This window comes from Vibrio sp. 5S239 (assembly GCF_041439575.1).
Lineage (GTDB): Bacteria > Pseudomonadota > Gammaproteobacteria > Enterobacterales > Vibrionaceae > Vibrio > Vibrio kanaloae.
In genome coordinates, this window is record NZ_JBGOOM010000003.1 from 125009 (window position 1) to 150349 (window position 25341).

Here is a 25341-nt window from a genome sequence, read left to right on the forward strand (position 1 = left end):
CAGTATGTTACAAGCAATAAAAAGCCCCGCAAGCTTTCACTTGCGGGGCTTTTTTAACTAATTGAGAAAAGGGCTAATTACTTACCAGCTTCTTTTTCTGCTTTAACTTTTGCAATCACTTCGTCAGCAACGTTAGTTGGACATGGTGCGTATTGTGCGAATTCCATAGAGAATTGGCCACGACCAGAAGTGATAGTACGTAGGTGACCGATGTAGCCGAACATCTCAGAAAGAGGGACGTCAGCTTTAATACGAACACCAGTAACGCCAGCTTGTTGATCTTTGATCATGCCACGACGACGGTTAAGGTCACCGATAACATCACCAACGTGATCGTCTGGAGTGAACACGTCAACGTTCATGATAGGCTCAAGAAGTTGCGCGCCAGCTTTAGGCATAGATTGACGGAATGCGCCTTTCGCTGCGATTTCAAATGCGATTGCAGATGAATCGACTGCGTGGAAACCACCATCGAAAAGTTCAACTTCAACGTCTAGAGTAGGGAAGCCAGCTAGTACGCCGTTTTCCATCATAGATGCAAAGCCTTTCTCAACTGCTGGCCAGAATTCTTTAGGAACGTTACCGCCCACAACAGAAGACTTGAATGAGAAGCCAGAACCAGCTTCGCCTGGTTTGATACGGTAATCGATCTTACCGAATTGACCAGAACCACCAGATTGCTTCTTGTGCGTGTAGCTATCTTCAATTGCTTGAGTGATAGTTTCACGGTAAGCAACTTGAGGAGCACCTACAGTTAGGTCAACGCCGTATGTACGCTTAAGGATATCTACCTTGATGTCTAGGTGAAGTTCACCCATACCTTTCAGGATAGTTTCGCCAGTCTCTTCGTCAGTCTCAACTTGGAAAGATGGATCTTCTGCAACCATTTTACCGATCGCGATACCCATTTTCTCAGAACCGCCTTTATCTTTTGGAGATACAGCGATTGAGATTACTGGAGTTGGGAATACCATAGGCTCAAGCGTTACTGGGTGCTTAGGATCACATAGAGTGTGACCAGTTTGCACGTTCTTCATACCAACGATCGCAATGATGTCACCAGCTTGTGCGCTAGTTAGTTCGTTACGGTCATCAGCTTGCATCTCAACCATACGGCCAACACGCTCAGTTTTACCAGTAAAGGCATTAAGAATAGTGTCACCTTTGTTCAATTTACCAGAGTAAATACGAACGAAAGTTAGGGCACCGAAGCGGTCATCCATGATTTTGAATGCAAGCGCTTTAAATGTCTCGCTTGTAGAAACGATAGCGTGCTCGCCAGTTTCTTCGCCTTCTTCGTCCATTAGAGGTTGAGGATCAACTTCAGTTGGAGAAGGTAGGTAATCTACAACAGCGTCAAGAACGATTTGTACGCCCTTGTTTTTGAATGCAGAACCACAGAAAGTTGGGAAGAATGCTAGGTCACGAGTACCTTTACGGATACAACGCTTAACGTCTTCGATAGAAGGCTCTTCACCTTCCATGTAAGCTTCCATTAGGTCATCGTCTTGCTCTACAGCAGTTTCGATTAGCTCTTCACGGTATTGTTCTACGTCATCTACCATGTCCGCAGGAACATCTTTTATTTCGTAGTTTTCAGGAAGACCAGTGTCATCCCAAACGTATGCTTTACGGCTTAGTAGGTCTACAACACCAACGAATTCGTCTTCACGACCGATTGGTAGAACCATAACTAGAGGAGTTGCACCTAGAACGTTTTTAACTTGGTCAACAACGTTGTAGAAATCTGCACCCATACGGTCTAGTTTGTTAACGAAGATCAGACGAGATACACCTGATTCGTTAGCGTAGCGCCAGTTAGTTTCTGATTGAGGTTCAACACCACCAGAACCACAGAATACACCGATACCGCCATCAAGTACTTTAAGAGAACGGTATACTTCAACTGTAAAGTCAACGTGTCCAGGAGTATCGATAACGTTTAGACGGTGATCGTTCCAAAAACAGCTTACAGCTGCTGATTGGATAGTAATACCGCGCTCAGCTTCCTGTTCCATGAAGTCAGTAGTTGATTCGCCATCATGTGTCTCACCAGATTTGTGGATTTGACCAGTTAGCTTAAGGATACGCTCAGTGGTAGTTGTTTTACCCGCATCAACGTGCGCGAAAATACCAATGTTTCTGTATTTCGATAAATCTGCCATTGTCTTACTCTGTTAATAGGATATAAAATGCGCGCAGAGTATATCACAATCTGTGAAGACTGATAGCTTTGCATGCATTTGGGTCTAAAAAACTTTGCCTTTTTCTAACATATAGAAAAAGGCACTCAAGTAGTAACAATCTAAGTGATTGTTATTTATAGTGCTAACCCAAAGTTCAATCGGCTTTAAGGTTAGACTGAATTGCTGCTGTATAGAGTAGCTGAAGTGAGTTCAATTACAACTCATCAAAAGCATTAATTGCCTCTGATAACTTTTTCACACCGTGGATCTGCATTCCTGGAATGCCACCTTTAGGCATATTAGCCGCCGGTACAATCGCTTTCTTAAAGCCGTGTTTGAATGCTTCATTTAAACGTTCTTGCCCGCTCGGTACAGGTCGAATCTCACCAGCTAGGCCTACTTCACCAAATACCACCACATCTTTGGGTAATGCTCGGTCTCTGAAACTAGATAGTAGTGCCATCACCAACGCAAGATCAGCACTGGTTTCGGTTACTTTAACACCACCGACGACATTCACAAACACATCTTGATCAGCCATTTGTAAGCCGCCATGTTTATGCAGCACCGCCAATAACAGTGAAAGTCTGTTTTGCTCTAAGCCGACAGCGACACGGCGCGGGTTAGCCAGCTGTGAATAGTCGACCAGAGCTTGGATTTCAACAAGAAGCGGACGAGTCCCCTCCCATACAACCATCACTGAACTGCCCGAGGTTTCTTCTTCACCACGAGACAAGAATATAGCAGATGGGTTGCTGACTTCTTTTAACCCTTGACCTGTCATGGCAAACACCCCCAGCTCATTCACCGCACCAAAACGGTTTTTGTGGCTGCGCAATGTTCTAAAACGGCTATCAGTCCCACCATCAAGAAGAACAGAACAGTCAATAATGTGTTCAAGTACTTTTGGCCCCGCCAGCGTACCGTCTTTCGTTACGTGTCCAACTAAGAATACCGCAACGTTATTCTGTTTTGCGTAACGTGTTAATGCGGTTGCTGACTCACGAACCTGAGCAACACTGCCTGGTGATGACTGAACATCAGCGACATGCATAACTTGGATTGAGTCGATGACCATGATCTTTGGCTGTTCTTTTTCCGCAACCTGACAGATCTTATCCACGTTCGTTTCAGACAGCATTTTGAGATGCTCTTTCGGTAAACCAAGTCGAGAAGCTCGCATTGCTACTTGTTGCAATGATTCTTCACCTGTCACATAGAGAGTAGGTAACTCAGAAGAGAGCTGACACATGGTTTGCAGCAGCAGTGTTGATTTACCTGCACCAGGGTTACCGCCAATCAGGATAGCAGCACCAGGCACGACACCGCCGCCTAGCACACGGTCAAGCTCTTTGAAGCCACTGCTAAAACGAGGGACTTCTTGCAGGTTAATTTCCGATAATGTCTGAACGCTCGATTCTGTAGCCCCACCCGCGTAGCCAGATAACCTTTCATTACGCACTACCTGAGGTGAAGCGGCTAACCTAACTTCTGTAATCGTGTTCCAAGCACCACATGCATTGCACTGCCCCTGCCAACGTGGAAAGTCAGCACCACAGTCATTACACACATAAGCTCGTTTTGCTTTAGCCATAAAACCTCAATAATTAGCTTGGCAACTGGTCAATGTTGCTATTTTGTGACCCCGTTGACCGTACACATAAAAATAAACGTTGCAGTAGAGCCATGAATATCTAAAGATCAAATACAACTTGTCGATAACAATAACGCACCGTCCATTCTAACAAGAAAAGTATGAAGCAATCTGAAATTCTATCTGTAGCAGAACGACTTATCCCGGCTTACCACGCCGAAGATTTCGAATTCCTTCTTTCTCAAATGACAGAAGGCGAATCTCCGTCTCTCAAACTGCTTGTTAAAATGGAACTGAATCGTATCATGGCTCCGTGTACAAAGAGCATTGATTTACGCGGGAGGATTGATAACGAGTGTCGTCAATTTACTCTAGACGGTCGCAAACACTGGCTCGATGACATTGCCTTAAACGCGTACCAGCGTGGTACTAAAAAATTTAAAGGCTATACCGAGGGTACGTGGGAATTAGTGATGACACCACGGACCCAGCAACACCACAGTTCTGTTAAAACCGCCTCTCAAGATCACCATGATATCACCAATGCTAATAGCCCATATGAAGCCGAGGCCATAAATCTAGGCTATGACTTAAAACGCCAAGAAAACAGACTCAAAATCAGCTCACAGGTTGAAATTACCACCTCTAAGGGGCAAAGCTTACATGGGGTAACGGTAGATATCTCCCCATCGGGTGCCAAGTTCAAGGTGCCAAGCGCCTTTAAATACAATCTCGGTGAGATCATCAGTGTTAAGTTCACAGAGATGGTTGAAAAGTCGCAAGAAATCGATGTTAACCAAACCGTTGAATTTCGAGTTCTAGGCATTGATGAGTCTTACGAGAACGATGCTGTTAAATTTTTGAGAACGATCAAAGTAAGCGATACCAATATTGTGGCTCGCTTACTTGAAGAGTCTTTAAATAGCACCAGTAAGAAAACCAGCCATGAGAATCAAGACAGGGTTATTCGAACTCGTACTCGTGGGATTGAACACACTTATCTAAAGCACACCTGTAATCTTCCTCTTTTCTTCAGTGGCAGTGAGTTAAAGCTCACCCTACTCACGGACAACAACCACCCGCTATGGCAATATTGGCACGATGAAAGGAACCAGCAAGCTCTGGGGACCTTGTTCAACGAACAACGCATGAACTTACTAGCTAAACCTGGTGTGAAAGGTACAAGTAACGTCATCTACTCATTTACCCACGAACATCAGAATAAGACCTTGTTCTACTCGATGATGCTACCGGAAGCTTCTCGTGAACAAAGACAACTATTCTGGCACATAGGAGGGAAACGTAAGAGTTGGAAGGCATTCAAATTTTCTGTTTTCGAACTATCAGATAGCGAGCGACAAGCCTTGGCCAAGCATTCAGATACGCTAGCTCAAAGCTCTGCGCAATTGACACATTGCGGCATTTTGCAGGAAATAGGCGATCACGAAAGTGCTGCTGACTATCTATTGAGTGAAAAACCACGGATTCCAAGCAGTGAGCTGAATCGATTCCGCCACCCACGTACCGTGGTTGGGAATATTAAAAGCATCTACTTTGATTCCCAAACTCGTCGTAAAGAGCCGAGATACCAATTTAAGTCACCGTTGCAACTCACATCACAAGATGGCGTTACAGCGAGCGGGCAAACCTTAGACATCTCGAAACGTGGACTCAGCATTACTCTTGAACAACCGATGGTACTCAAGATTGATGATCCGGTATTGGTCAACTTCAATGAGCTACAGCTTTACGACAAAAACTTGCCTCTAAGCATTGTCCCTTATCACGTAATTCGAGTAAGCCCGAACGGTCGCAAAGTGCAATTAGTTATCGAAGAGAGCGCTAAAACAATGCGTACTATCGCCTTTCTCAATGGGCTTATTGATCAGAACCAGAGTAAGTTAATTAAGAAACAAGAAATACTACCAACGCATTCACTCCTCGAATCGTTGCACAATATATTGCTTAGCAAAATGGTCAGCAGCCCAATATTCATTGATAAACCTGGCTCAACGCTACGCTGTAAGATCATTGGTGTAAACTTTCCATTGAATAAGCATCTCGCGCTACTCGCCAAACTAGGACACAACCAAAAGTTCTCACTCGAACCTATTTTCAAAGGACACTCTAACTCGCTATTGGCTGAGCCACTGAAAAGAATTGAAGGTGCAAAGCCTAAACACCATGATGTCTACATTGCCGCAGTTAAGTTTGGTGACAAAATACAATCAGTACATACTAAATTGATCAAAGACTTCGCTTCAGCAAAAGAAAGGATCTTATTCATTAAAAAGGCACAGCATTTAGGTGATGTGTACGTGCTAAGAGTAACGACCGCTCCAATCTTTAATCCGCTGACGAGTTTGTTCCAATCGGATTTAGAAGAGCTCTCAAGAATTAGCATGCATCAAGCAAAGAAATTGGAGAACGAGGTCACCGCTTTTATTGGTTATGGCGAAGTAGAAGATATTACCGATGAAGTGTTGATTCGATTGGAGCTGACGCGCTAAATAAACATGTCGTAAATAGCGGTATCGACTTATCGAATCATGAATTTGCCGGATTTGAAAATAGAAAAAGCAAGCTCATCACCTGCTTTTTTGTACCTGAGCTCTATTATAAATTAGTTACTAATAGAGCTTTATCAAGAGACAACCTTAAGGTTTCGCCTGCCAACTTATCTTTTGCTGCTTAGCTAATACACCCGACAAGATACAAAGTACCCCGCCTAACCCTGCGTAGCGCACTGCTGTTTGAGCTTGTTGCTCAACTTTAGGTTTCGCATGGTAGGCAATACCGAGACCCGCTGAATTCATCATAACCAAGTCATTCGCGCCATCACCAACTGCAACCGTATTATGCAATTCAAGCTCATACTCTTCAGCCAGTTCAACTAAGATGTCGGCTTTGGTTTGCGCTGAAACCACATCACCCAGAACTTTACCCGTCAGCTTGCCTTTAACGATTTCTAAAGTGTTCGATTGAGCATGGTCAAGGTCTAGCGTGTCTTTCAAATAATCCGAAAAGTAAGTAAAGCCGCCAGATGCAATAGCCGTCTTCCAGCCAAGTTTATTCAGAGTATTAACAAGCGAGACTAAATCAGGCATGAACCTCAGTGATTGACGCACTTGCTCCAAGATAGCTTCATCAGCCCCTTTAAGTGCTCCAACTCGCTGGCGTAAGCTCTGTTCAAAATCCAGTTCTCCTTGCATCGCACGCTCGGTGATTTCAGAAACTAACTCCCCCACTCCAGCTAGCTTTGCAATTTCATCAATGCATTCGATCTGAATCGCGGTGGAATCCATATCCATCACAATCAAACCCGGCTTAGATAAATCTGGGACCTCACTAAGACAAGCATAATCGAGCTTTAATGCTTGTAGGATCTCTTCGTGTGCTGGGGTTAAATTACCAGACATCAAAGCCACTTCATAATGCCCAACCTTCCACGTATCAAGGATGGTGTTGTAAGTGCCAGTGAAAAAGTCGATGTCATCAAAAGATTGTGGTGAAAGGTACTCACCGAACACAATCCAATTCGCTTTAGCCTTAGCGAGTTGAGAAGCAAAGCGGGTCTCGGGGAGTCGAGTTAATAATGTCGTATGCCTTTTAATCGGCAGATATTTCTGAGCATCCATGTGTATGATTCCTAATTAACTATGCTAAACGTTAACCTATTGCAATTTGAAAACGCAAGTCTCAATATGTCTTAATCATAACATTTGTTTATTTCAGGCTTCGTGAAACATGAATGAATCATTGTTCTCAATACGTAACGCTTTACGAATGCTAGCGCTAATTTTGCTGGCTGCGATGTTCGTTGTAACGATAAAAAACACGGTCGTGATCAGTAAAGGTAATGAGAAAATCCAAGTAAAACAGCTAGAGACGTTAACTAAGCTGCTGATCTCTCAGGCATCACTTTCCGCTAGCAAGATGATCCTACAACAAGACCAAGAACGACTGCTTGAGCTGACTAACCAGCTCTCTCAAGACCGACTGGTATTTGATACCACCATCTATGATGCAGAAGGGATCCGGCTGGCTTCGAGCGAAAAAGCACTCTCTGTACGTGAGGTTCTTGGTTTAGACACACCACTGTCAACTGCCAGTATTGGCAGACAGCAATTAGTCGAACCTATTTATTCTGCAGAACATACGATCATTGGCTTTATTCGTGTAACCTTCGAAACTGGTAAAATGACGGCGATTTCTGATCACCACTACCGTAAAAGTGATCGCTACATGATTGGTATGGTCTTAATGGGTTTTGTCAGTGGTGTGTTGTTTATCATGCTGATTCGTAGAAGACCGACCAAGTCTGGTGAGAATTTACTGCTTAAAAACGTAAGCTCATAAACAAATTAGACTCAGAATAAATACAGTAATCCAATAAAAAGCCCCGACGCTCAGGCAGCAACGGGGCTTTTAGTTATCTGTTGCTTTATCAAGCGAAAGCGAAGAACCATTACTCTTGGTCACCAAGAAGTACAGACTCTAGTGCGATAACCATCATGTCGTTGAAAGTTGTTTGGCGCTCATCTGATGTGGTTTGCTCACCCGTTTTAATATGATCAGACACTGTACAGATAGTCAGAGCTTTTGCGCCGTATTCAGCACACACGCCATAGATACCTGCAGCTTCCATCTCTACGCCGACAATACCGTATTTATCCATCACTTCGAACATTTCAGGATCTGGCGTGTAGAACAGCTCAGCAGAGAATAAATTTCCGACTTTGACATCAACACCACGCGCTTTGGCTGCATCCTCTGCCGCACGTACCATTTTGTAGTCTGCGATAGCTGCGAAGTCGTGACCTTTAAAGCGAATACGGTTCACTTTTGAGTCAGTACATGCGCCCATGCCAATAACCACATCGCGCACTTTGATATCTTCGCTCACTGCGCCACAACTACCGACACGAATGATCTTCTTCACACCAAAGTCTTTAATCAGCTCAGTCGCGTAAATAGAACAAGATGGAATGCCCATACCATGTCCCATTACCGAAACCTTACGACCTTTGTAGGTACCGGTGTAACCAAACATGTTACGAACGTCGCACACTTGAACGACTTCTTCTAGGAAGGTTTCAGCGATGTATTTAGCACGTAGCGGGTCACCTGGCATGAGAACTACGTCAGCAAAATCACCCATTTCAGCATTAATATGTGGAGTAGCCATTGAAAATATCCTTAATCTCAAAACAAAAAAGAAGAGAGAGGTTTCCCTCTCTCTTAGTTAACTATTATAGGAAGCTTGTACCGTATCCCATTGGCGATGTACCAAAGTATGACGCTAAGCTTTGACCGATATCAGCGAACGTATCACGACGACCTAGAGAGCCAGCTGGAACCTTTTGACCGTAAACAATCACAGGGATGTGCTCACGCGTATGGTCTGTGCCTGGCCAGGTCGGATCACAACCGTGGTCTGCAGTTAGGATAAGTACATCATCTTCTTTCATCATATCGATGATTTCATTGATGCGACCATCAAAGTACTCAAGTGCCGCTGCGTAACCAGCTACATCACGGCGGTGGCCGTAAGCTGAGTCGAAATCAACGAAGTTAGTGAACACAATCGTGTTGTCGCCCGCTTCATTGATCGCTTCTTTTGTTGCTTCAAACAGCGCAGGGATACCTGTTGCTTTGGTTTTCTGAGTGATACCACAGCCTGCGTAGATATCAGAGATCTTACCGATTGAGTGAACGTTGCCGCCCTTCTCATCAGCAAGTTTCTGCAGGATAGTTGCCGCAGGTGGCTCAACAGAAAGATCACGACGGTTACCTGTACGCTCAAATTGACCTTTGCCAGGGCCAACGAATGGACGCGCGATAACACGACCAATGTTGTAATCTTCTAGCTCTTCACGAGCTATCTGGCAAAGGTCTAATAGGTTTTGTAGACCGAATGTCTCTTCATGACAAGCGATCTGGAAAACAGAGTCCGCAGAAGTATAGAAGATTGGTAGGCCAGTCTTCATGTGTTCTTCACCTAGATTATCTAGGATTTCAGTGCCCGATGAGTGGCAGTTACCCAAGAAACCAGACAAACCTGCACGCTCAAGGATGCGGTCAGTCAGCTCTTTTGGAAAGCTGTTCTCTTTATCGGTGAAGTAACCCCAGTCAAACAGTACCGGTACACCAGCGATTTCCCAGTGACCTGATGGCGTATCTTTACCAGAAGACAGCTCAGCAGCGTGGCCGTAAGCGCCAATGATTTCAACGTCTGTATCCATACCAGGAGCGAAGCGACCTGTAGACTCTTTGTGAGCCATCGCTAAACCTAACTTAGACAGGTTTGGTAACGTCAGAGGACCTTGACGCTCTGCAGTGTTTGCAAGACCTTTATCACAATGATCTGCGATGTGACCCATAGTGTCAGAACCAACATCACCGAATTTGTCTGCATCCGCTGCTTCACCGATACCGAATGAATCTAAAACTAAAATAAATGCTCTTTTCATTTTCTTCACCAACTTAATGCTCTTTGCACCAGAACTCTGTTTATCGACATACACTAGGTATGCCGATACCTGTTATTTACACGTCTTCAGAACGAATCTTACGGTAAACGTCTGGCGTTGCTGTATATTCTCCACCCACAGTGATTGCATTTTGTAATGCCGTTGCAGCTTCTTGCCACTGTTGTTCGTTGCGAGCATGAATCATTGCTAATGGTTTATCTTCACTTGCTACTTCACCAAGGCGAATGAAGTGTTCAAAACCAACTGCGTAATCAATACTGTCTGTTGCTACACGGCGACCACCGCCCATACCAACCACAGCCATACCAATTGCACGAGTATCCATTGCTGATACCACACCGCTTTCTAGCGCATACACTGGCTTAATAATTTCTGCTTTCTCTAGGTAGTTATCGTAGTTTTCTACGAAATCTGCTGGACCACCAAGGCCCGCAACCATCTTACCGAAACACTCTGCTGCTTTACCGTTATCCAGCACTGCCATCAATTTTTCACGCGCTTCGTCTGAGTCTTTTGCAAGGTTACCTAATACCAACATTTCCGCACACGATGCCACCGTAATTTCCAACAAACGTGGGTTACGGTATTCACCCGTTAGGAACTGAACCGCTTCACGCACTTCTACTGCGTTACCCGCTGAAGAAGCCAAAACTTGGTTCATGTCCGTTAGGATTGCTGTTGTTTTCGTGCCTGCACCGTTTGCTACTGCAACGATAGATTTCGCTAGCTCTTCAGAGGCCTCATACGTTGGCATGAATGCGCCTGAACCCACTTTTACATCCATCACTAGAGAATCAAGGCCTGCAGCCAGTTTCTTAGATAGGATTGAAGCTGTGATGAGCGAGATATTGTCTACGGTTGCTGTGATATCACGGGTCGCGTAAACACGCTTGTCTGCAGGTGCTAGATCGCCTGTTTGACCGATGATCGCTACGCCAGCATCTTTAGTGACTTCGCCAAACACATCGTTGGTGGGTGTAATGTTGTAACCAGGGATAGATTCAAGCTTGTCTAGCGTACCGCCAGTGTGGCCTAAACCACGACCAGAGATCATTGGAACGAAACCGCCACATGCTGCCACCATAGGGCCAAGCATCAGAGAAGTTACGTCACCCACACCACCAGTAGAGTGTTTATCAACGATTGGGCCATCAAAGTTCATGTGGCTCCAGTCAATCACCATGCCTGAATCTCGCATTGCACATGTTAGTGCGATACGCTCTGGCATTGTCATTTCGTTAAAGAAGATAGCCATTGCGAATGCTGCAATTTGGCCTTCAGAAACCGTGTTTTTAGCGACACCTTGAATGAAGAAGTTAATTTCTTCAGCTGTTAGGACTTCACCGTCACGTTTTCTGCGAATAATTTCTTGAGGTAGATACATTAGTGCCTCCCAAACTCTAGTGAGTATGGTTTGTAGGGAAAGAGGTAATATGGAGTGACTTAACGCCACTCCATCAAACAGACTTAATTGTTATCAATACTCTAAATATTTGGCGTTGCAGTTAGGCGGCCAGCAAGTTCATTCCTATGAGCATAGAAGCTCTATGTGATTAGGAGGAACTTGCGCAGGCAACAACGCTGCGGCGTCAAATATGACGAGTAAATTAGTATGCTGCTGGATCAGCAGTTTCGTCTGTCACTTCTAATGTATTAAGAAGGTTAGTTAGTAGGCTTGACGCACCAAAACGGTAGTGCATGTTGTCTGCCCACTCAGCGCCTAGTAGCTCATCAGCCATTGCTAGGTATAGTGCTGCATCTTCAGCTGTACGTACGCCACCAGCAGGTTTGAAACCCACTGTTTTAGCAACGCCCATATCACGAATAACTTCAAGCATCATGCGCGCGAACTCTGGAGTCGCATTTACTGGCACTTTACCTGTTGAAGTTTTGATGAAGTCTGCACCCGCTTCGATACAGATTTGAGAAGCTTTCTTGATCAGTGCTTCTTCTTTCAGCTCACCGGTTTCGATGATCACTTTAAGCGTGATGTCACCACAAGCGGCTTTACATTGCTTAACTAGCTCAAAACCAACTTCTTCGTTGCCAGCAATAAGAGCACGGTATGGGAATACTACGTCAACTTCGTCTGCGCCATACGCTACCGCTGCTTTTGTTTCTGCAACAGCAATTTCGATGTCGTCATTACCATGAGGGAAGTTAGTTACAGTCGCAATGCGTACTTCTGGAGTACCTTGCTCACGCAACGCTTTCTTAGCGGCTGGGATAAAGCGAGGGTAAATACAGATTGCAGCTGTGTTGCCTACTGCAGTCTTCGCATCATGACAAAGCGCCACTACTTTCTCAGTAGTATCGTCATCATTCAACGTTGTTAGATCCATAAGTTTAAGTGCACGTAGAGCTGCTGCTTTTAAATCGCTCATTTCTATCTCCGATCAATATATTCAAATAGTTAACTACTTTGCCATCCACCCAGTATAGATGGATATTTTAGTCATGCTCAGTAGCCACAAATGAACGGACTTGGTTCCCTGAAGACTTGATAACTTTCGTTATCAATTGCAATCCTTGTCACCGCACAGTACCAGTTTGGTCTATGGCACAACAAATCAGTCATGTTGTGTCTAACATCTATAGCGTATCGCTAAGTTTGGCTTAATCCCAAAAGAATAACGCTAGAATCGATCTCGCGGTTACTTTCTTGCCAACAAGAGACATCCTATCCCTTAAGCTTATACATTATAGGTATCCATCAATAAATTGTAGTGCTCCTTGGAACGCAAACGGTTTGTATCTCAAAAAAACATTCTAGACCCATTTTCGACTCCAAGCATTCACTCATGTTAGTACTCAAAATCACTAGGCCTAAAAACAAAAAAGCCCCGCAGCAATTTCTTGCTACGGGGCGATATTATGATGGCGTCTATATATCTATTTCTAACTAATTAGAAAGACAGGAAGAAGCCAGCAATTGTTGCTGCCATCAGGTTAGATAGAGTACCAGCAATTACCGCTTTAACACCCATACGTGCGATGTCGTGGCGACGGCTTGGTGCAATACCACCTAGACCACCTAGAAGAATCGCAATTGAAGAAAGGTTTGCGAAACCACATAGTGCGAATGCGATGATAGCTTGAGTCTTCTCAGACATCACTTGACCAGTTGCTGCAACAACTTGAGCGTTCTCACCAACATATGGTACGAAGTTCAGGTATGCAACGAATTCGTTAACAACCGTTTTCTGACCAATGAAAGAACCAGCTATAGTTGCTTCTTCCCATGGAACGCCGATGATGAATGCTAGCGGTGCAAAGATCCAACCTAAAAGAAGTTCTAGAGTTAGATTTTCCATACCGAACCAACCACCGATGCCACCTAGCATACCGTTGATTAGAGCAATCAGACCGATGAATGCTAGTAGCATAGCACCAACGTTAAGCGCTAGTTGTAGGCCAACTGATGCACCACCTGCTGCTGCGTCGATAACATTCGCAGGTTTGTCATCACCACCGTCTATATCATCAGCGATGTTATCGTCTGGTGTGTCTGTTTCTGGCTTGATGATTTTAGCGAATAGTAGACCACCAGGTGCTGCCATAAATGACGCTGCAACAAGGTACTCTAGAGGTACACCCATAGATGCGTAACCTGCTAGTACACCACCCGCTACAGAAGCCAAACCACCACACATTACTGCGAATAGTTCAGAGTTAGTCATTTTAGGAACAAATGGACGAACAACTAAAGGTGCTTCAGTTTGACCAACGAAGATGTTTGCTGCTGCAGACATAGACTCGGCGCGAGAAGTACCTAGAGCTTTCTGAAGACCACCACCAAGCACTTTGATTACAACTTGCATTATACCAATGTAGTAAAGTACAGAGATAAGTGCAGAGAAGAAAATCAGAGTCGGTAGAACTTGGAAAGCAAAGATGAAACCGATACCGTCAACTGAGAAGTTAACTAGGCTGCCGAATAGGAAACCAGTACCGTCTTTACCATAGTCGATCACGTTTGCTACACCAGCAGAGAAACCTGCAAGTAGATCACGACCCCAAGGGATGTAAAGTACGAATGCACCAAGTGCGAATTGGATAGCGAAAGCACCACCCACGGTTCTTAGATTAATAGCTTTGCGATTGTCAGATAGTAGTACTGCGATTGCAATCAGTGCAACCATTCCGACGAGGCTCATAAACAGGCTCATAGTTTATGACTTCCTTATTAGTTATTTATTGGCGTGTTACAAAATGGGGCTATAAAGCGGAGGCAATTATACTCATGCGACCACTAATAAAGTAATGCCGCCCTCACACTTTCGTATAAGATTTATGTATCATTCACACACAAATGTGAGGAAAATCACGATATAAGTGTAATTCGCGCAAACGATAAACAAAAACTTTCGATTTTACTCACGTATACCGAATGCAAGATGGCTATTTTTCCAAACCTGTGCTGCAATCGATTGCTTTGATTCTTTTCTGATCAAAAAAAGCGCATTTGATATCGTAACTAAATGTTTGGAATGATTAACACCTCCTTGATTACCATACGTTGGCATGTCCGGAGCATCAGTTTCCAACACCAAGTATTCTAGAGGCAGTTTTGCGATGGTTGTACGCGTTTTTTGTGCTCTTGGGTAAGTAATCGTTCCACCAACACCAATATAGAAACCGAGCTTAATCCACGCCAAAGCTTGCTGTTCGCTCCCTGAAAAACCATGAATTACCCCACCCAAAGTGAACCTTTGTTGTTTCAATAGTTCAATTAATCGGTTGTAAGACTTTCTCTCGTGGATAATTAAAGGCAACTCGAACTCCTTAGCAAGCTCGATTTGCTGAACGAAAAAGCGCTCTTGTTTCTCTCGATCTACATCCACAAAAAAGTCGAGTCCGCACTCACCTATCGCAACACATTGATTTGACCTTAAAGAGAGCAACTGGCGAAGCTCTGAAAACTGATTGTCATCAGCTTGGTCCAAGAAGTAAGGATGGAAACCTAAAGCGTAATAAACATTAGGATGAGCTTGAGCGATTTCATCAATCTTCCTCCAGTTACTCTGACCAATAGAAGGAATGAGTAGCTTCCCGACGTGTGCTTGTTTCGCTTCTTGCAGGTAACCGTCAATACTGTGCTCAAGTACAAAACCTTGGCCAAAGGCTTCAAAGTCCGCATGGCAATGAGTGTCAAACAACGGAAAACTACTTAATTCCTTTGTCATCTTTCCTAATCTCTGCATGTTGTCCTTGAGGTTCACGGCGATAGGCCACACAGCTGCGCTTATTCTCTGGCGTTAAACCAAGTTCTTCGCACCACTTATCGTATTTCTTAACCCAAGCTTTTATCCAACTGAACATAATTGCCTCTAATCTCAGCCTCTAAACCTTAAATAAAACGCATAAAAAAACGCCTACTGCAGAACAATAGACGTTTTTGTTTAACTCGAATAGAGTACTGAGAAATTAGTGTTCACGCGTCGCTCTGAATTGAACGTCAGGGAAACGTTCAGACGCTAGGTTCAAATTCACCATAGTTGGTGCAATGTAAGATAGGTTATCACCACCATCTAACGCTAGGTTAGATTGGTTCTTACGCTTGAATTCTTCCAGTTTCTTATCGTCGTCACACTCAACCCAACGAGCGGTTGCAACGTTAATGCCTTCATAGATAGCTTCTACGTTGTATTCCGCTTTCAAGCGCGCCACAACTACGTCAAACTGAAGGACACCAACCGCACCAACGATCAGGTCGTTGTTCTGCATAGGACGGAATACTTGTACTGCACCCTCTTCTGAAAGCTGAACTAGGCCTTTTAGAAGTTGCTTCTGCTTTAACGGATCACGTAGACGAATACGACGAAATAGTTCTGGCGCAAAGTTTGGAATACCAGCGAACTTTAGGCTTTCACCTTGCGTAAAGGTGTCACCAATCTGAATTGTGCCGTGGTTATGTAGACCGATAATGTCTCCAGCATACGCTTTCTCAGCTCGCGCACGGTCTCCCGCCATGAAGGTTACCGCATCAGAGATGCTTACATTCTTACCAGTACGAACATGATTCATTTTCATACCTTGGTTGTAAGTACCCGATACGATACGCATAAATGCGATACGGTCACGGTGTTTAGGATCCATGTTTGCTTGGATCTTAAATACGAAACCAGAAAACTTCTCTTCTGTCGCAACAACATCACGCTCGTTCGCTTGACGAGTTTGAGGGCCTGGAGCCCACTCAGTTAAGCCATCTAACATGTGGTCAACACCAAAGTTACCCAGAGCAGTACCGAAGTAAACCGGCGTCAGTTCACCAGCAAGGAACAACTCATGATCAAACTCAGGGCACGCACCGATAACAAGCTCTAGCTCTTCACGTACGCTTTCCGCAAGATCATCACCTACCGCTTCATTGAGCTCAGGGTTATCTAGACCTTTGATGATACGCACTTCTTGAATCTCATGACCGTGGCCAGATTCGTACAAGATCGTTTCATCACGATGAATATGGTAAACACCTTTGAACTCTTTACCACAACCAATTGGCCATGAGATTGGAGAACAAGCCATACCTAGCTCGCTTTCCACTTCATCAAGCACTTCCATTGGGTCACGAACGTCACGGTCAAGTTTGTTCATAAAAGTGACGATTGGCGTATCACGCAGACGAGTGACTTCCATCAGTTTACGAGTACGATCTTCGACACCTTTCGCGGCATCGATAACCATCAAACAAGAGTCAACCGCAGTTAGGGTACGGTACGTATCTTCCGAGAAATCTTCGTGCCCTGGAGTATCGAGTAGGTTTACTAGGCAATCATTGTATGGGAATTGCATTACCGACGTAGTTACCGAGATACCACGTTCTTTTTCCATCTCCATCCAGTCAGATTTAGCGTGCTGGTTAGAGCCACGGCCTTTTACGGTACCCGCTTTCTGAATCGCGTTTCCGAATAAAAGAACTTTTTCAGTAATCGTGGTTTTACCCGCATCCGGGTGAGAGATAATCGCAAACGTTCTACGTTTGCTCACTTCTTGTTGGAAAGACATAGTCGCCCTTTGCTGATCTAAAGCGTAAAAAGGGCAAGTAGATAATACTTGCCCTTGAATTCTGTGTGCGGATTATACAGAAAGCGTGTCACTTTCTAAAGAGTCAGTTTACACCCTATTTTGTGGCTAATTCTGTGGTTAATTATCTAGTCGGCTAAAAGACGTAGCATGACTAGCTAAAGGCCATAAAAAGATAGCTCATAATGATCGCATCTTCGTTGCCTTGCTTGGTTGGGTAATAGTTACGACGACGGTCAACTTCATTAAAGCCAGCCTTCTCGTAAAGATTAAACGCATTCACATTACTTTCGCGAACTTCCAGCCAAGCACTTTCAGCGTCAGCTTGTTCACACATATCAAGGAAATGTTCGGTTAACGCTTTCCCATACCCTTTGCCTTGTTGGCTTGGGTCGACAGCAATATTAAGTAGCGTGACTTCACCAACGATATTCTGCGCGAAGAAATACCCAACCACTTGTCCATCGACTTCAAGTACATGGTGGCAAGCACCTCGGCTTTCGAGGTCTCGAATCATCGTTTCAGACCAAGGATGAGAATGCGCGGCCTGCTCTATCTGCCAAATGGCGTCTAGGTGTTGTTCTGAAGTGGGTAAAAATTGATTAGTCATAAGCACAAATTTGTTGCCATAAGTCGCGGCGGTGTTGGTTATTACCATTGATGTCAGACAGTAATGGCGATTGTAATGTTTTTGCTTTCAGCTCTTGGGCAGACTCACAACCCGCAAACCACACCCATTCAACATCACCGAGTTCGATAGAAGATAGATGTAGAGGCTGAATATGTAAGGCTTGAGATAAGTCGAGCTTGATGCTTTTGAGTACACGCTCAAACATCACGGCAAGGTCTTCCTGAGGCTTTTCAGGCGAAACTAACAGTAACTTGCAGTCGCTCGATAGCGGAACCAATTCAGATTCATAACCCGCCAAACGCTCTGGATGGCTAAGCTCCCATTGGCTAATGTCCATCTCTTGCAGGTATTGTGCGTGTGTTTGTGGCATATCTAGCGGTATAACCTTAGGTTGATGTTGGTTGCTTATCAGAGCAAACTTAAAAAGAGCTCATCAGAGCTGGGCTGATACTAACAAAAAATAAAGGAGCATCAAGCTCCTTTATTTAGACTAAATCAGTTTGCATCATGTTACGTGGTAAATCAGCTTATAAGTCGTTGAACTCAGGACTGTAAGCAATTTCACCGGAATGACCAGTAAGCACACCTTCAACTAACTCGATAGCTTGGAAAGCACCTTTAGGCACATCCCAAGTACAGCTCAGTCCAAACTCACTCGCCGCCTTAAAACCAAAGCGGCCGTAATAAGCAGGATCACCAAGCACAACACAGGCTGGGTAGCCGAAATCCATCAAAGTAGAGAAAGCATCTTCAACCAATGATTTAGCTATGCCTTGGTTGCGGAACTCTTCTTTCACAGCAAGCGGCGCTAGTCCCTGCCAGTTATGATCGTCACCATCAAGAGTGGTAGGGCTAAACATCAGGTGACCAACCACTTCGCCTTCATCAGAACAAGCCACCAGCGATAGCGTTAAATGACTATTCTCACGTAAGCTCATAACCAAATTAGCTTCTGCATCTGTTTCAAAAACAGATTTCAACAGACGATCAATGACAAGTATATCTGCCGGTGCTTCAGTTCGAATAAGCATTCATTACCTCACTTTGTGTATCTGGGGATTGTACTCCCTTCTGCACAAAATCAGCTAATTGATTTAACAAAGTTTTCATAGGAATCGGCAATAAATCTAAATCTACGCTATCCATCAAGTTTTTAATCTCTAAACCGAGCTCAGTATCGCCCTCAATAGACAATCGACGTTGGAAGAAAAGTGTATCTGGGTCTTCTTTACGACCAGCAATCAACACAAGATCGTTCAGGTTTCCGCTAAAGCTTACATCTTCAGTCACGGCTTTATCAGCTACAACTAGTTGCTCATTTTTATAGCTAATATGCCAACTTAACCCCAAATCTATTATTGAGACTTTAAGCCACTTGTTTTCTAAGAACTCAAAGTCACCATCTTCCAAAGACTCCTTAAATACACTTTTCATTGCTTCTAATAAGACTGTTTTTTGTACTATTCTAGGCAATAACTGGACTGGAGATCGCAAAATTGATGCGGCATTTTGAACTAGTTGAGTGCGAATCTTGTTTATCACGTGACTTATCCGTAACTTTGTCAATAATATGGAATGCATCATAAATGATGCTAAGAACTCAGTTACTGTTATGTATCAATTTTGCGCCCCTTTGGTGCAAGAGCTTTGATATATTGAGAATCGTGGTATAAGTTATAGTAATTGAGTTAACAAAATACAGCAGCTCGCTGATCTCACAAGTTAATACGAACGATAAAAAAAGCTATGAGTATCTAACTATAGTGAATATTTAAGCTCTTGGAGAATTGGTAGTACTTTGATGCCTCCCCAGCAACTACAACATTGGTTTACCCAGCTAACAGCAAACAGTCCGTTCTTTTTTGCCGTTCTTGATGCTCAACATAATTATTTTATGGTTAATGAGCGTTACTGTGATATTGCAGGTTTAAATCAAGCAGAGCTTGTCGGCATGAATGATCGCCAAACCTTAGGCGAACAATTTTACCAACACCTGAAACCTTATTACGAGCGTGCATTCAATGGTGAAAAAATTGAAGCCGAAATCACTCTCAACGAAACCGACCTCGATACCAGTCTTTATTTCAGCCTTTCTCCTCTGACAAATGGTAACAAAATCGACTACATCGTTTTTCATGCCTTCGATACATCAGAAAACCAAGTGCTTGTTCGCTCTTTAGAAGAATCCGAAGCAAAATTTCACAAGCTATCTCAACTGCTCCCTGACGGGTTATTGCTAGTCGAAAGCGACTACATTTTATCATCAAATCCAGCGGCAGCACGCTTGCTTGGTTTCAACTCCACTACTGAGTTGATTGGTGAGGAGTTAGGTCGCTTATTTATCGATGAACAAACCAAAACCGTCTTTAATAATAGGCTGAGCTCTATTATTACCGAGTCTGGTTTGGTTTGCTTAACGGGAGCCAGATGCGGTTTTGAACGTAAGGTACAACTGCATATTGATTCTACTGCCGTTCTTGGAAGCAGCACCCAGCTAGTGCTTATCCAAGACGCACAAGATACCGCAAAACAGTTTGCACCCGCTAACAGTGAAGATGCCTACATAGATGCACTGACCAAGCTCTACAACCGAGTTGGGTTTACCAAGCGTCTTGAGCAGTTCATTCACAATGAAACGCCTGTGGTGATGCTCTACTTAGACATTGATAACTTTAAAAATATTAATGACTCACTCGGTCACCACATTGGTGACAGAGTGATTAAAGAGGTCGCCTCACGTCTTAAACGCTTACTGCCTCGTAAAGCCGTTATTGGGCATTTAGGCGGGGATGAGTTTGGTATTATCCTCCCAGAGCCTGAACATCAGCAAACGCCTGAAATGCTCGCTGAAAAAATCATTTCCTTGATCAATCAACCCTTCGATCTTCACCATTTCAGCAAACGCTTAGCCTGTTCGATTGGTAGTGTGAGCTTCCCTAAAGATGGTACAGACGCACGTATCTTGCTACAAAATGCCGACACGGCAATGTACGAAGCCAAAGATCGTGGTCGTAATCGCCTGATTAAGTTCAACGAACAGATGAACAAAGAAGCGCGTATGCGACTGTGGCTTGAGATAGAGCTGCAAAAAGCACTGCAACAAAATGGACTCGAGGTTTGGTATCAGCCGAAAGTGAATGCACGAGATTTCACCATCAACGGCGCAGAAGCTCTGGTTCGTTGGAAGCACCCTGTTGAAGGCTACATCAGCCCTGCCGCATTTATCCCAGTTGCGGAACGTGCAGGTCTTATCGAACAACTTGGTCGTGTGGTAATGCGTGAGGTATTTGCGACAGTTAAGCGTTGGAAGATGCAAGGCATCCTCCCAGGTCGCGTTGCAATCAACCTTTCTCCAGAACAGTTTGGTAACCCAAAACTGATTGATTACGTTGAAAAATTACTGCGCTCTACAGAGCTAGACCCAAGCGCGATTACGTTTGAGTTGACCGAAAGTGCAGTAATGAGCGATAGTGAACACACACTGCAGATGCTCAATGCAATTAAGAAACTTGGCTTTGCGTTATCTATCGATGATTTTGGTACCGGTTACTCTTCACTGTCTTACCTTGCTCGCTTCCCAATTGATGAGCTTAAGATAGACCGTGCTTTCATCTCTGACATCGATACCCTACCAAAACAAATCACCGTAATTGAAAACATCATCAACCTAGGTAAATCTCTCGATTTAACCGTGGTTGCAGAAGGTGTCGAAACCAGTGAGCAAGCGACTCTGCTGTCTAATCTCAACTGTAGTTCGATTCAAGGTTTCCACTTCTACCGCCCGCAACCGAAACAAGATGTCGAAGAGTTGTTTGCCCAAAACCGCCGTCATAAGAATTAATTAGACGATTCGAAACGCTTCCCTTTTAGAGATAAACCAACATACACAGTGCTCACTCGTCAGTACCTCAAACGGAGTAAAAGCAGATTTATCCATCTAAACCTGCCTTACATCAATTCTGTCATTCATAATTCTTCATAAAATGCTCACCTCAACTTAATTCTACTGGTAGTGAGCAAATGGAACTCTTATGCCCAGCGGGTAACTTACCTGCTTTGAAAACCGCTATTGATTGTGGTGCGGATGCTGTCTATATCGGATTCAAAGACGATACCAATGCCCGACACTTTGCAGGCCTAAACTTTGCGGGTAAAAAGCTCGATCGTGCTGTGCAGTATGTGCATGACCACAACAAAAAAATTCATGTTGCCCTAAACACATTTGCTCACCCAAATGGCTTCGACCGTTGGACCAATGCCGTAGACAACGCTGCTGCACTGGGTGTTGATGCGCTGATCATCGCAGATATAGCCCTGCTCGAGTACGCGGCAAACAAATACCCAGAGTTAGAGCTTCATCTATCAGTACAAGCATCAGCGACCAATGCGGCGGCTATCGACTTCTACCACAAAAACTTCAACGTTAAGCGTGTGGTGTTACCGCGTGTATTATCGATTCATCAGGTCAAACAGCTTTCTCGTAATATCACTTCTGACGTTGACCTTGAAGTCTTCGCTTTTGGTAGCTTGTGCATCATGGCAGAAGGCCGTTGCTACCTCTCTTCATACATGACAGGCGAATCACCAAATACTGTTGGTGCTTGTTCTCCGGCGAAATACGTTCGCTGGCAAGAAACAGAAACCGGTCTAGAGTCTCGTTTGAACGAAATCCTTATCGATAAGTACGAAGCAGGTGAAAACGCAGGTTACCCAACGCTGTGTAAAGGCCGCTTTGAAGCCGAGATCGATGGTGAACGTAAGCGCTATCACGCACTTGAAGAGCCAACCAGCCTCAACACGCTATCTATGTTGCCTGAGCTTTTCGCGGCGAATGTTGCCTCAGTGAAGATTGAAGGTCGCCAACGTAGCCCTGCTTATGTTGAACAAGTCACTCGCACTTGGCGCGCGGCCATCGATCGCTACTTAGCGAACCCAGAACAATACCAAGTGGAACAAGCTTGGAATGCGACACTGGCGAATGTATCGGAAGGTACACAAACCACGCTTGGCGCTTATCACCGTAAATGGCAATAGAGCCAAATGGAGAACTCAATGAAATACGCATTAGGCCCTCTACTTTATTTTTGGCCAAAACAAGACGTTGAAAGCTTCTATGAGCAAGCTAAATCAAGCTCTGCTGATATCATCTACCTAGGTGAAGCTGTGTGCTCAAAGCGTCGTGAGATGAAAGCGAAACATTGGATGGGCATAGCTAAAGAGCTGTCTGCTTCCGGTAAGCAAGTGGTGCTGTCGACCATGGCATTGCTCGAAGCGCCAAGCGAAGTCAACATCATGAAGAAGTACATCGATAATGGTGACTTTGCGATAGAAGCCAATGATGTATCTGCAATTCAACTGGCCAGCGAAAGCAAAGTGCCTTTCGTAGTTGGCCCTGCAGTAAACACCTACAACGCACGCACGCTGAACCTGTTCTTGAAACAAGGTATGACACGTTGGTGTATGCCAGTTGAGCTTTCTCGCGAATGGCTAAGCAACGTAATGACCCAGTGCGAAGAGCTAAATATCCGTAACAAGTTCGAAGTTGAAGTGTTTAGCCACGGCTACCTGCCACTTGCTTACTCGGCACGCTGCTTTACCGCTCGCGCTGAAAACAAAGCTAAAGACGATTGCGAAACCTGCTGTATCAAGTACCCAACAGGACTACAAGTAGAAAGCCAAGAAGGCCAATCAGTATTCAACCTTAATGGCATCCAGACGCAATCAGGCTACTGCTACAACCTAGTCAATGATTTGCCAAATATGCACGACTTAGTTGATGTGGTTCGTTTAAGCCCACTCGGTATCGATACCTTCTCTGAAATCAATAACTTCAGAGCGAACGAGCAAGGTCAAAAACCGATGAAGATTGAAAGTCGCCAATGTAATGGTTACTGGCATCAGCTTGCAGGTTTAGACGTTAAGAACATCTAGTTCCTCGCATTGAACTAACCAGAAACAGATACAAAAAAGGTCTAGCATTCGCTAGACCTTTTTAATTCGACTTAAGAAACGCGACCTATGCCGCCGCGGTTTCCATCGGTGAGGCATCGAGCTTCTTTAAGTCTTTGTAGAGCATCACCATCACCACAACACTTAGCGCGATGTTAGACAGTGGGTACGCAATCCAGATCCCCGGTACACCATACAACTTAGGCATAATGTACAAGAAAGGTAACTGGATCAGCATATTGCCTATCGTTACAAACATCGCCTTGCTGCCCTTGTTCACTGCCTGATAGTAAGCACCTGCTACTACCAAGAAGCCATCCAGCGCCAGTGCAAACATGTGAAGTCGAATACCCAACACGGTGTACTCTACTAGCTGAGGTTCGTCTGAGTTAAATACTGATACAAACTCACGTGGGAACGCGTTCAGAAGCAGCACGAACGCCACACCAATCAATACCGAACTCATCATCGCTATCTTAAGTAACTTACGGATGTTCGCTTGGTTACGCGCACCATGGTTGTAGCTCACCAATGGTTGCATACCGTTGGCGATACCTTCAGCCGTGAGGTAGTAAACCGTCACGATGTAGCCCAAAATCGCGTAAGCGCCAATCATTAACTGGTCGCCATATTGAGAGAACAACGCATTGTGCAGCGCCACTATCATCGAACCATAAGCGTACATAAAGAAGCTTGATGTACCAATCGCGAAGATTTGTGGAATCACATCCAACTTCAGTCTCAACTCATTCCAACGTAAACGTAGGTTTGCTCGACGTGAGAAGAAGTAAGCCAAGCCAAGGCCCGTTACCACAAACTGGGCAATCGCTGTTGCTAATGCTGCGCCCATCAACTCCCAACCATAGAGCGCGATAAACAGGTAATCGAGTACGATGTTAATCACCGCACCAACGATCATCAGTATCGTCGCTAAGTTCGGGCTGTCATCGTTGCGCAGTAAAAACGGCATCGCAATGGAACCTAGCGTGAAGACACTAGCACCAATCAGAATGTGTAAGTACTGCAGGCCAAGCTCATACACTCGCCCTTCAGCGCCCTGCCAAAGCAAGAAGTTATCAGCAAACAAAAACAACAATGCAGAGACAATAGGCGTTATCGCCAACAGCAAGGTTAAGCCCGTTGCTAAGATCTGCTTAGCGCCTTGAGTATCTTTTTCACCTTGGCGAATCGAGACAAGCGCACCTGTACCCACACCCACCAACATACCAATACCGAGAATCGAACCAATCACAGGCCACGCAACATTGATACCTGCAAGTCCATCAGCCCCCACATAGCGCCCAATGAAGATGCCATCCACCACTTGGTACAGGCCATTAACCAACATGGCCGCCACGGTAGGGATTGTGTATCGCCAAAACTGGCGACTAATTGAGTTACTCATTTCTTACTCTACTTTCATTTGTGAGTCGCATACCAACGAGATATGACTCGAAAAAT

21 protein-coding genes are annotated in these 25341 nt (G+C 44.5%); 5 read left to right on the forward strand and 16 right to left on the reverse strand.

Translation table 11 applies throughout. From position 1 onward, the window contains the following. Window positions 1-77: 77 nt before the first annotated feature. Both fusA and radA read right to left on the reverse strand, forming a co-directional pair. Window positions 78-2165, reverse strand: coding sequence for an elongation factor G (gene fusA / locus ACED48_RS04120; RefSeq protein ID WP_017056696.1), 2088 nt, complete (start codon window positions 2163-2165; stop codon window positions 78-80). A 235-nt stretch (window positions 2166-2400) separates the two neighbouring features. Continuing rightward, window positions 2401-3780 (reverse strand): DNA repair protein RadA, encoded by a 1380-nt coding sequence (radA, locus tag ACED48_RS04125; protein ID WP_017056695.1) that lies wholly within the window; start codon window positions 3778-3780, stop codon window positions 2401-2403. Window positions 3781-3941: 161 nt separating this feature from the next. Here radA and ACED48_RS04130 point away from each other — a divergent pair, with 161 nt between their 5' ends. Continuing rightward, window positions 3942-6290, forward strand: coding sequence for a PilZ domain-containing protein (locus ACED48_RS04130; protein WP_017056694.1), 2349 nt, complete (start codon window positions 3942-3944; stop codon window positions 6288-6290). A gap of 147 nt (window positions 6291-6437) precedes the next feature. Here the strand turns inward: ACED48_RS04130 and serB are convergent, their stop codons facing one another. Next, complete coding sequence (gene serB, locus ACED48_RS04135) at window positions 6438-7418, reverse strand: phosphoserine phosphatase (protein WP_017056693.1); 981 nt, start codon at window positions 7416-7418, stop codon at window positions 6438-6440. A 109-nt stretch (window positions 7419-7527) separates the two neighbouring features. Between serB and ACED48_RS04140 the strand changes: the two genes are divergently transcribed. Beyond that, window positions 7528-8139 carry a YtjB family periplasmic protein gene (locus ACED48_RS04140; RefSeq protein WP_032547914.1) on the forward strand — a complete coding sequence of 204 codons (612 nt, stop codon included), beginning with the start codon at window positions 7528-7530 and terminating at the stop codon, window positions 8137-8139. Window positions 8140-8248: 109 nt separating this feature from the next. On the opposite strand, the gene deoD is transcribed toward ACED48_RS04140, so the two are convergent. The 12 genes from deoD to ACED48_RS04200 all read right to left on the reverse strand — a co-directional run bounded on the left by deoD (window position 8249) and on the right by ACED48_RS04200 (window position 19515). Further along, complete coding sequence (deoD, locus tag ACED48_RS04145) at window positions 8249-8968, reverse strand: purine-nucleoside phosphorylase (protein ID WP_017056691.1); 720 nt, start codon at window positions 8966-8968, stop codon at window positions 8249-8251. Between the two features lie 64 nt (window positions 8969-9032). Further along, a complete protein-coding gene (locus ACED48_RS04150) occupies window positions 9033-10253 on the reverse strand; it encodes a phosphopentomutase (protein WP_017056690.1) in 1221 nt (406 codons plus the stop codon). A 76-nt stretch (window positions 10254-10329) separates the two neighbouring features. Next, window positions 10330-11658 (reverse strand): thymidine phosphorylase, encoded by a 1329-nt coding sequence (gene deoA / locus ACED48_RS04155; RefSeq protein WP_017056689.1) that lies wholly within the window; start codon window positions 11656-11658, stop codon window positions 10330-10332. A gap of 223 nt (window positions 11659-11881) precedes the next feature. Beyond that, window positions 11882-12658 (reverse strand): deoxyribose-phosphate aldolase, encoded by a 777-nt coding sequence (deoC, locus tag ACED48_RS04160; RefSeq protein WP_017056688.1) that lies wholly within the window; start codon window positions 12656-12658, stop codon window positions 11882-11884. Between the two features lie 522 nt (window positions 12659-13180). Continuing rightward, window positions 13181-14443 (reverse strand): NupC/NupG family nucleoside CNT transporter, encoded by a 1263-nt coding sequence (locus tag ACED48_RS04165; protein ID WP_017056687.1) that lies wholly within the window; start codon window positions 14441-14443, stop codon window positions 13181-13183. A gap of 204 nt (window positions 14444-14647) precedes the next feature. Further along, entirely contained in the window at window positions 14648-15460 is an 813-nt protein-coding gene (locus ACED48_RS04170; protein WP_017056686.1) for a TatD family hydrolase, read from the reverse strand. Beyond that, on the reverse strand, window positions 15441-15596 hold the full coding sequence (locus ACED48_RS04175) for a DUF5363 family protein (RefSeq protein ID WP_017056685.1): 156 nt from the start codon (window positions 15594-15596) through the stop codon (window positions 15441-15443). Before ACED48_RS04175 ends, ACED48_RS04170 begins: the two co-directional genes overlap by 20 nt. Window positions 15597-15701: 105 nt before the next feature. Then, window positions 15702-17282, reverse strand: a complete 1581-nt coding sequence (gene prfC / locus ACED48_RS04180; protein ID WP_017056684.1) for a peptide chain release factor 3 — start codon at window positions 17280-17282, stop codon at window positions 15702-15704. Window positions 17283-17454: 172 nt separating this feature from the next. After that, window positions 17455-17910: a ribosomal protein S18-alanine N-acetyltransferase gene (gene rimI, locus ACED48_RS04185; RefSeq protein ID WP_017056683.1), complete on the reverse strand. Its 456-nt coding sequence runs from the start codon at window positions 17908-17910 to the stop codon at window positions 17455-17457. After that, a complete protein-coding gene (locus tag ACED48_RS04190; protein ID WP_017056682.1) occupies window positions 17903-18301 on the reverse strand; it encodes a DNA polymerase III subunit psi in 399 nt (132 codons plus the stop codon). Before ACED48_RS04190 ends, rimI begins: the two co-directional genes overlap by 8 nt. A gap of 157 nt (window positions 18302-18458) precedes the next feature. Next, complete coding sequence (locus tag ACED48_RS04195; RefSeq protein WP_017056681.1) at window positions 18459-18962, reverse strand: GNAT family N-acetyltransferase; 504 nt, start codon at window positions 18960-18962, stop codon at window positions 18459-18461. Then, complete coding sequence (locus tag ACED48_RS04200; RefSeq protein WP_136978898.1) at window positions 18946-19515, reverse strand: SCP2 domain-containing protein; 570 nt, start codon at window positions 19513-19515, stop codon at window positions 18946-18948. Before ACED48_RS04200 ends, ACED48_RS04195 begins: the two co-directional genes overlap by 17 nt. Window positions 19516-19732: 217 nt before the next feature. On the opposite strand from ACED48_RS04200, the gene ACED48_RS04205 reads away from it, so the two are divergent. The 3 genes from ACED48_RS04205 (at window position 19733) to ACED48_RS04215 (ending at window position 23862) form a co-directional block, all read left to right on the forward strand. Further along, complete coding sequence (locus ACED48_RS04205) at window positions 19733-21772, forward strand: bifunctional diguanylate cyclase/phosphodiesterase (protein ID WP_017056679.1); 2040 nt, start codon at window positions 19733-19735, stop codon at window positions 21770-21772. 179 nt (window positions 21773-21951) lie between these two features. Next, window positions 21952-22965, forward strand: a complete 1014-nt coding sequence (locus ACED48_RS04210) for a peptidase U32 family protein (protein ID WP_017056678.1) — start codon at window positions 21952-21954, stop codon at window positions 22963-22965. 18 nt (window positions 22966-22983) lie between these two features. Further along, window positions 22984-23862: a U32 family peptidase gene (locus ACED48_RS04215; RefSeq protein ID WP_017056677.1), complete on the forward strand. Its 879-nt coding sequence runs from the start codon at window positions 22984-22986 to the stop codon at window positions 23860-23862. A gap of 85 nt (window positions 23863-23947) precedes the next feature. Here the strand turns inward: ACED48_RS04215 and ACED48_RS04220 are convergent, their stop codons facing one another. After that, a complete protein-coding gene (locus ACED48_RS04220; RefSeq protein ID WP_017056676.1) occupies window positions 23948-25285 on the reverse strand; it encodes an MATE family efflux transporter in 1338 nt (445 codons plus the stop codon). Window positions 25286-25341: the final 56 nt, after the last annotated feature.

What these genes read in the sequence shown, in the direction of transcription:
- deoC (WP_017056688.1), bottom strand. Translation starts at nt 12,658, where the DNA reads ATGAGCGATTTAAAAGCAGCAGCTCTACGTGCACTTAAACTTATGGAT.
- deoA (WP_017056689.1), bottom strand. Translation starts at nt 11,658, where the DNA reads ATGTATCTACCTCAAGAAATTATTCGCAGAAAACGTGACGGTGAAGTC.
- ACED48_RS04150 (WP_017056690.1), bottom strand. Translation starts at nt 10,253, where the DNA reads ATGAAAAGAGCATTTATTTTAGTTTTAGATTCATTCGGTATCGGTGAA.
- serB (WP_017056693.1), bottom strand. Translation starts at nt 7,418, where the DNA reads ATGGATGCTCAGAAATATCTGCCGATTAAAAGGCATACGACATTATTA.
- ACED48_RS04165 (WP_017056687.1), bottom strand. Translation starts at nt 14,443, where the DNA reads ATGAGCCTGTTTATGAGCCTCGTCGGAATGGTTGCACTGATTGCAATC.
- prfC (WP_017056684.1), bottom strand. Translation starts at nt 17,282, where the DNA reads ATGTCTTTCCAACAAGAAGTGAGCAAACGTAGAACGTTTGCGATTATC.
- ACED48_RS04195 (WP_017056681.1), bottom strand. Translation starts at nt 18,962, where the DNA reads ATGCTTATTCGAACTGAAGCACCGGCAGATATACTTGTCATTGATCGT.
- ACED48_RS04215 (WP_017056677.1), top strand. Translation starts at nt 22,984, where the DNA reads ATGAAATACGCATTAGGCCCTCTACTTTATTTTTGGCCAAAACAAGAC.
- deoD (WP_017056691.1), bottom strand. Translation starts at nt 8,968, where the DNA reads ATGGCTACTCCACATATTAATGCTGAAATGGGTGATTTTGCTGACGTA.
- fusA (WP_017056696.1), bottom strand. Translation starts at nt 2,165, where the DNA reads ATGGCAGATTTATCGAAATACAGAAACATTGGTATTTTCGCGCACGTT.
- ACED48_RS04170 (WP_017056686.1), bottom strand. Translation starts at nt 15,460, where the DNA reads ATGACAAAGGAATTAAGTAGTTTTCCGTTGTTTGACACTCATTGCCAT.
- ACED48_RS04210 (WP_017056678.1), top strand. Translation starts at nt 21,952, where the DNA reads ATGGAACTCTTATGCCCAGCGGGTAACTTACCTGCTTTGAAAACCGCT.
- ACED48_RS04190 (WP_017056682.1), bottom strand. Translation starts at nt 18,301, where the DNA reads ATGCCACAAACACACGCACAATACCTGCAAGAGATGGACATTAGCCAA.
- ACED48_RS04220 (WP_017056676.1), bottom strand. Translation starts at nt 25,285, where the DNA reads ATGAGTAACTCAATTAGTCGCCAGTTTTGGCGATACACAATCCCTACC.
- ACED48_RS04130 (WP_017056694.1), top strand. Translation starts at nt 3,942, where the DNA reads ATGAAGCAATCTGAAATTCTATCTGTAGCAGAACGACTTATCCCGGCT.
- ACED48_RS04200 (WP_136978898.1), bottom strand. Translation starts at nt 19,515, where the DNA reads ATGATGCATTCCATATTATTGACAAAGTTACGGATAAGTCACGTGATA.
- ACED48_RS04175 (WP_017056685.1), bottom strand. Translation starts at nt 15,596, where the DNA reads ATGTTCAGTTGGATAAAAGCTTGGGTTAAGAAATACGATAAGTGGTGC.
- ACED48_RS04140 (WP_032547914.1), top strand. Translation starts at nt 7,528, where the DNA reads ATGAATGAATCATTGTTCTCAATACGTAACGCTTTACGAATGCTAGCG.
- rimI (WP_017056683.1), bottom strand. Translation starts at nt 17,910, where the DNA reads ATGACTAATCAATTTTTACCCACTTCAGAACAACACCTAGACGCCATT.
- radA (WP_017056695.1), bottom strand. Translation starts at nt 3,780, where the DNA reads ATGGCTAAAGCAAAACGAGCTTATGTGTGTAATGACTGTGGTGCTGAC.
- ACED48_RS04205 (WP_017056679.1), top strand. Translation starts at nt 19,733, where the DNA reads ATGCCTCCCCAGCAACTACAACATTGGTTTACCCAGCTAACAGCAAAC.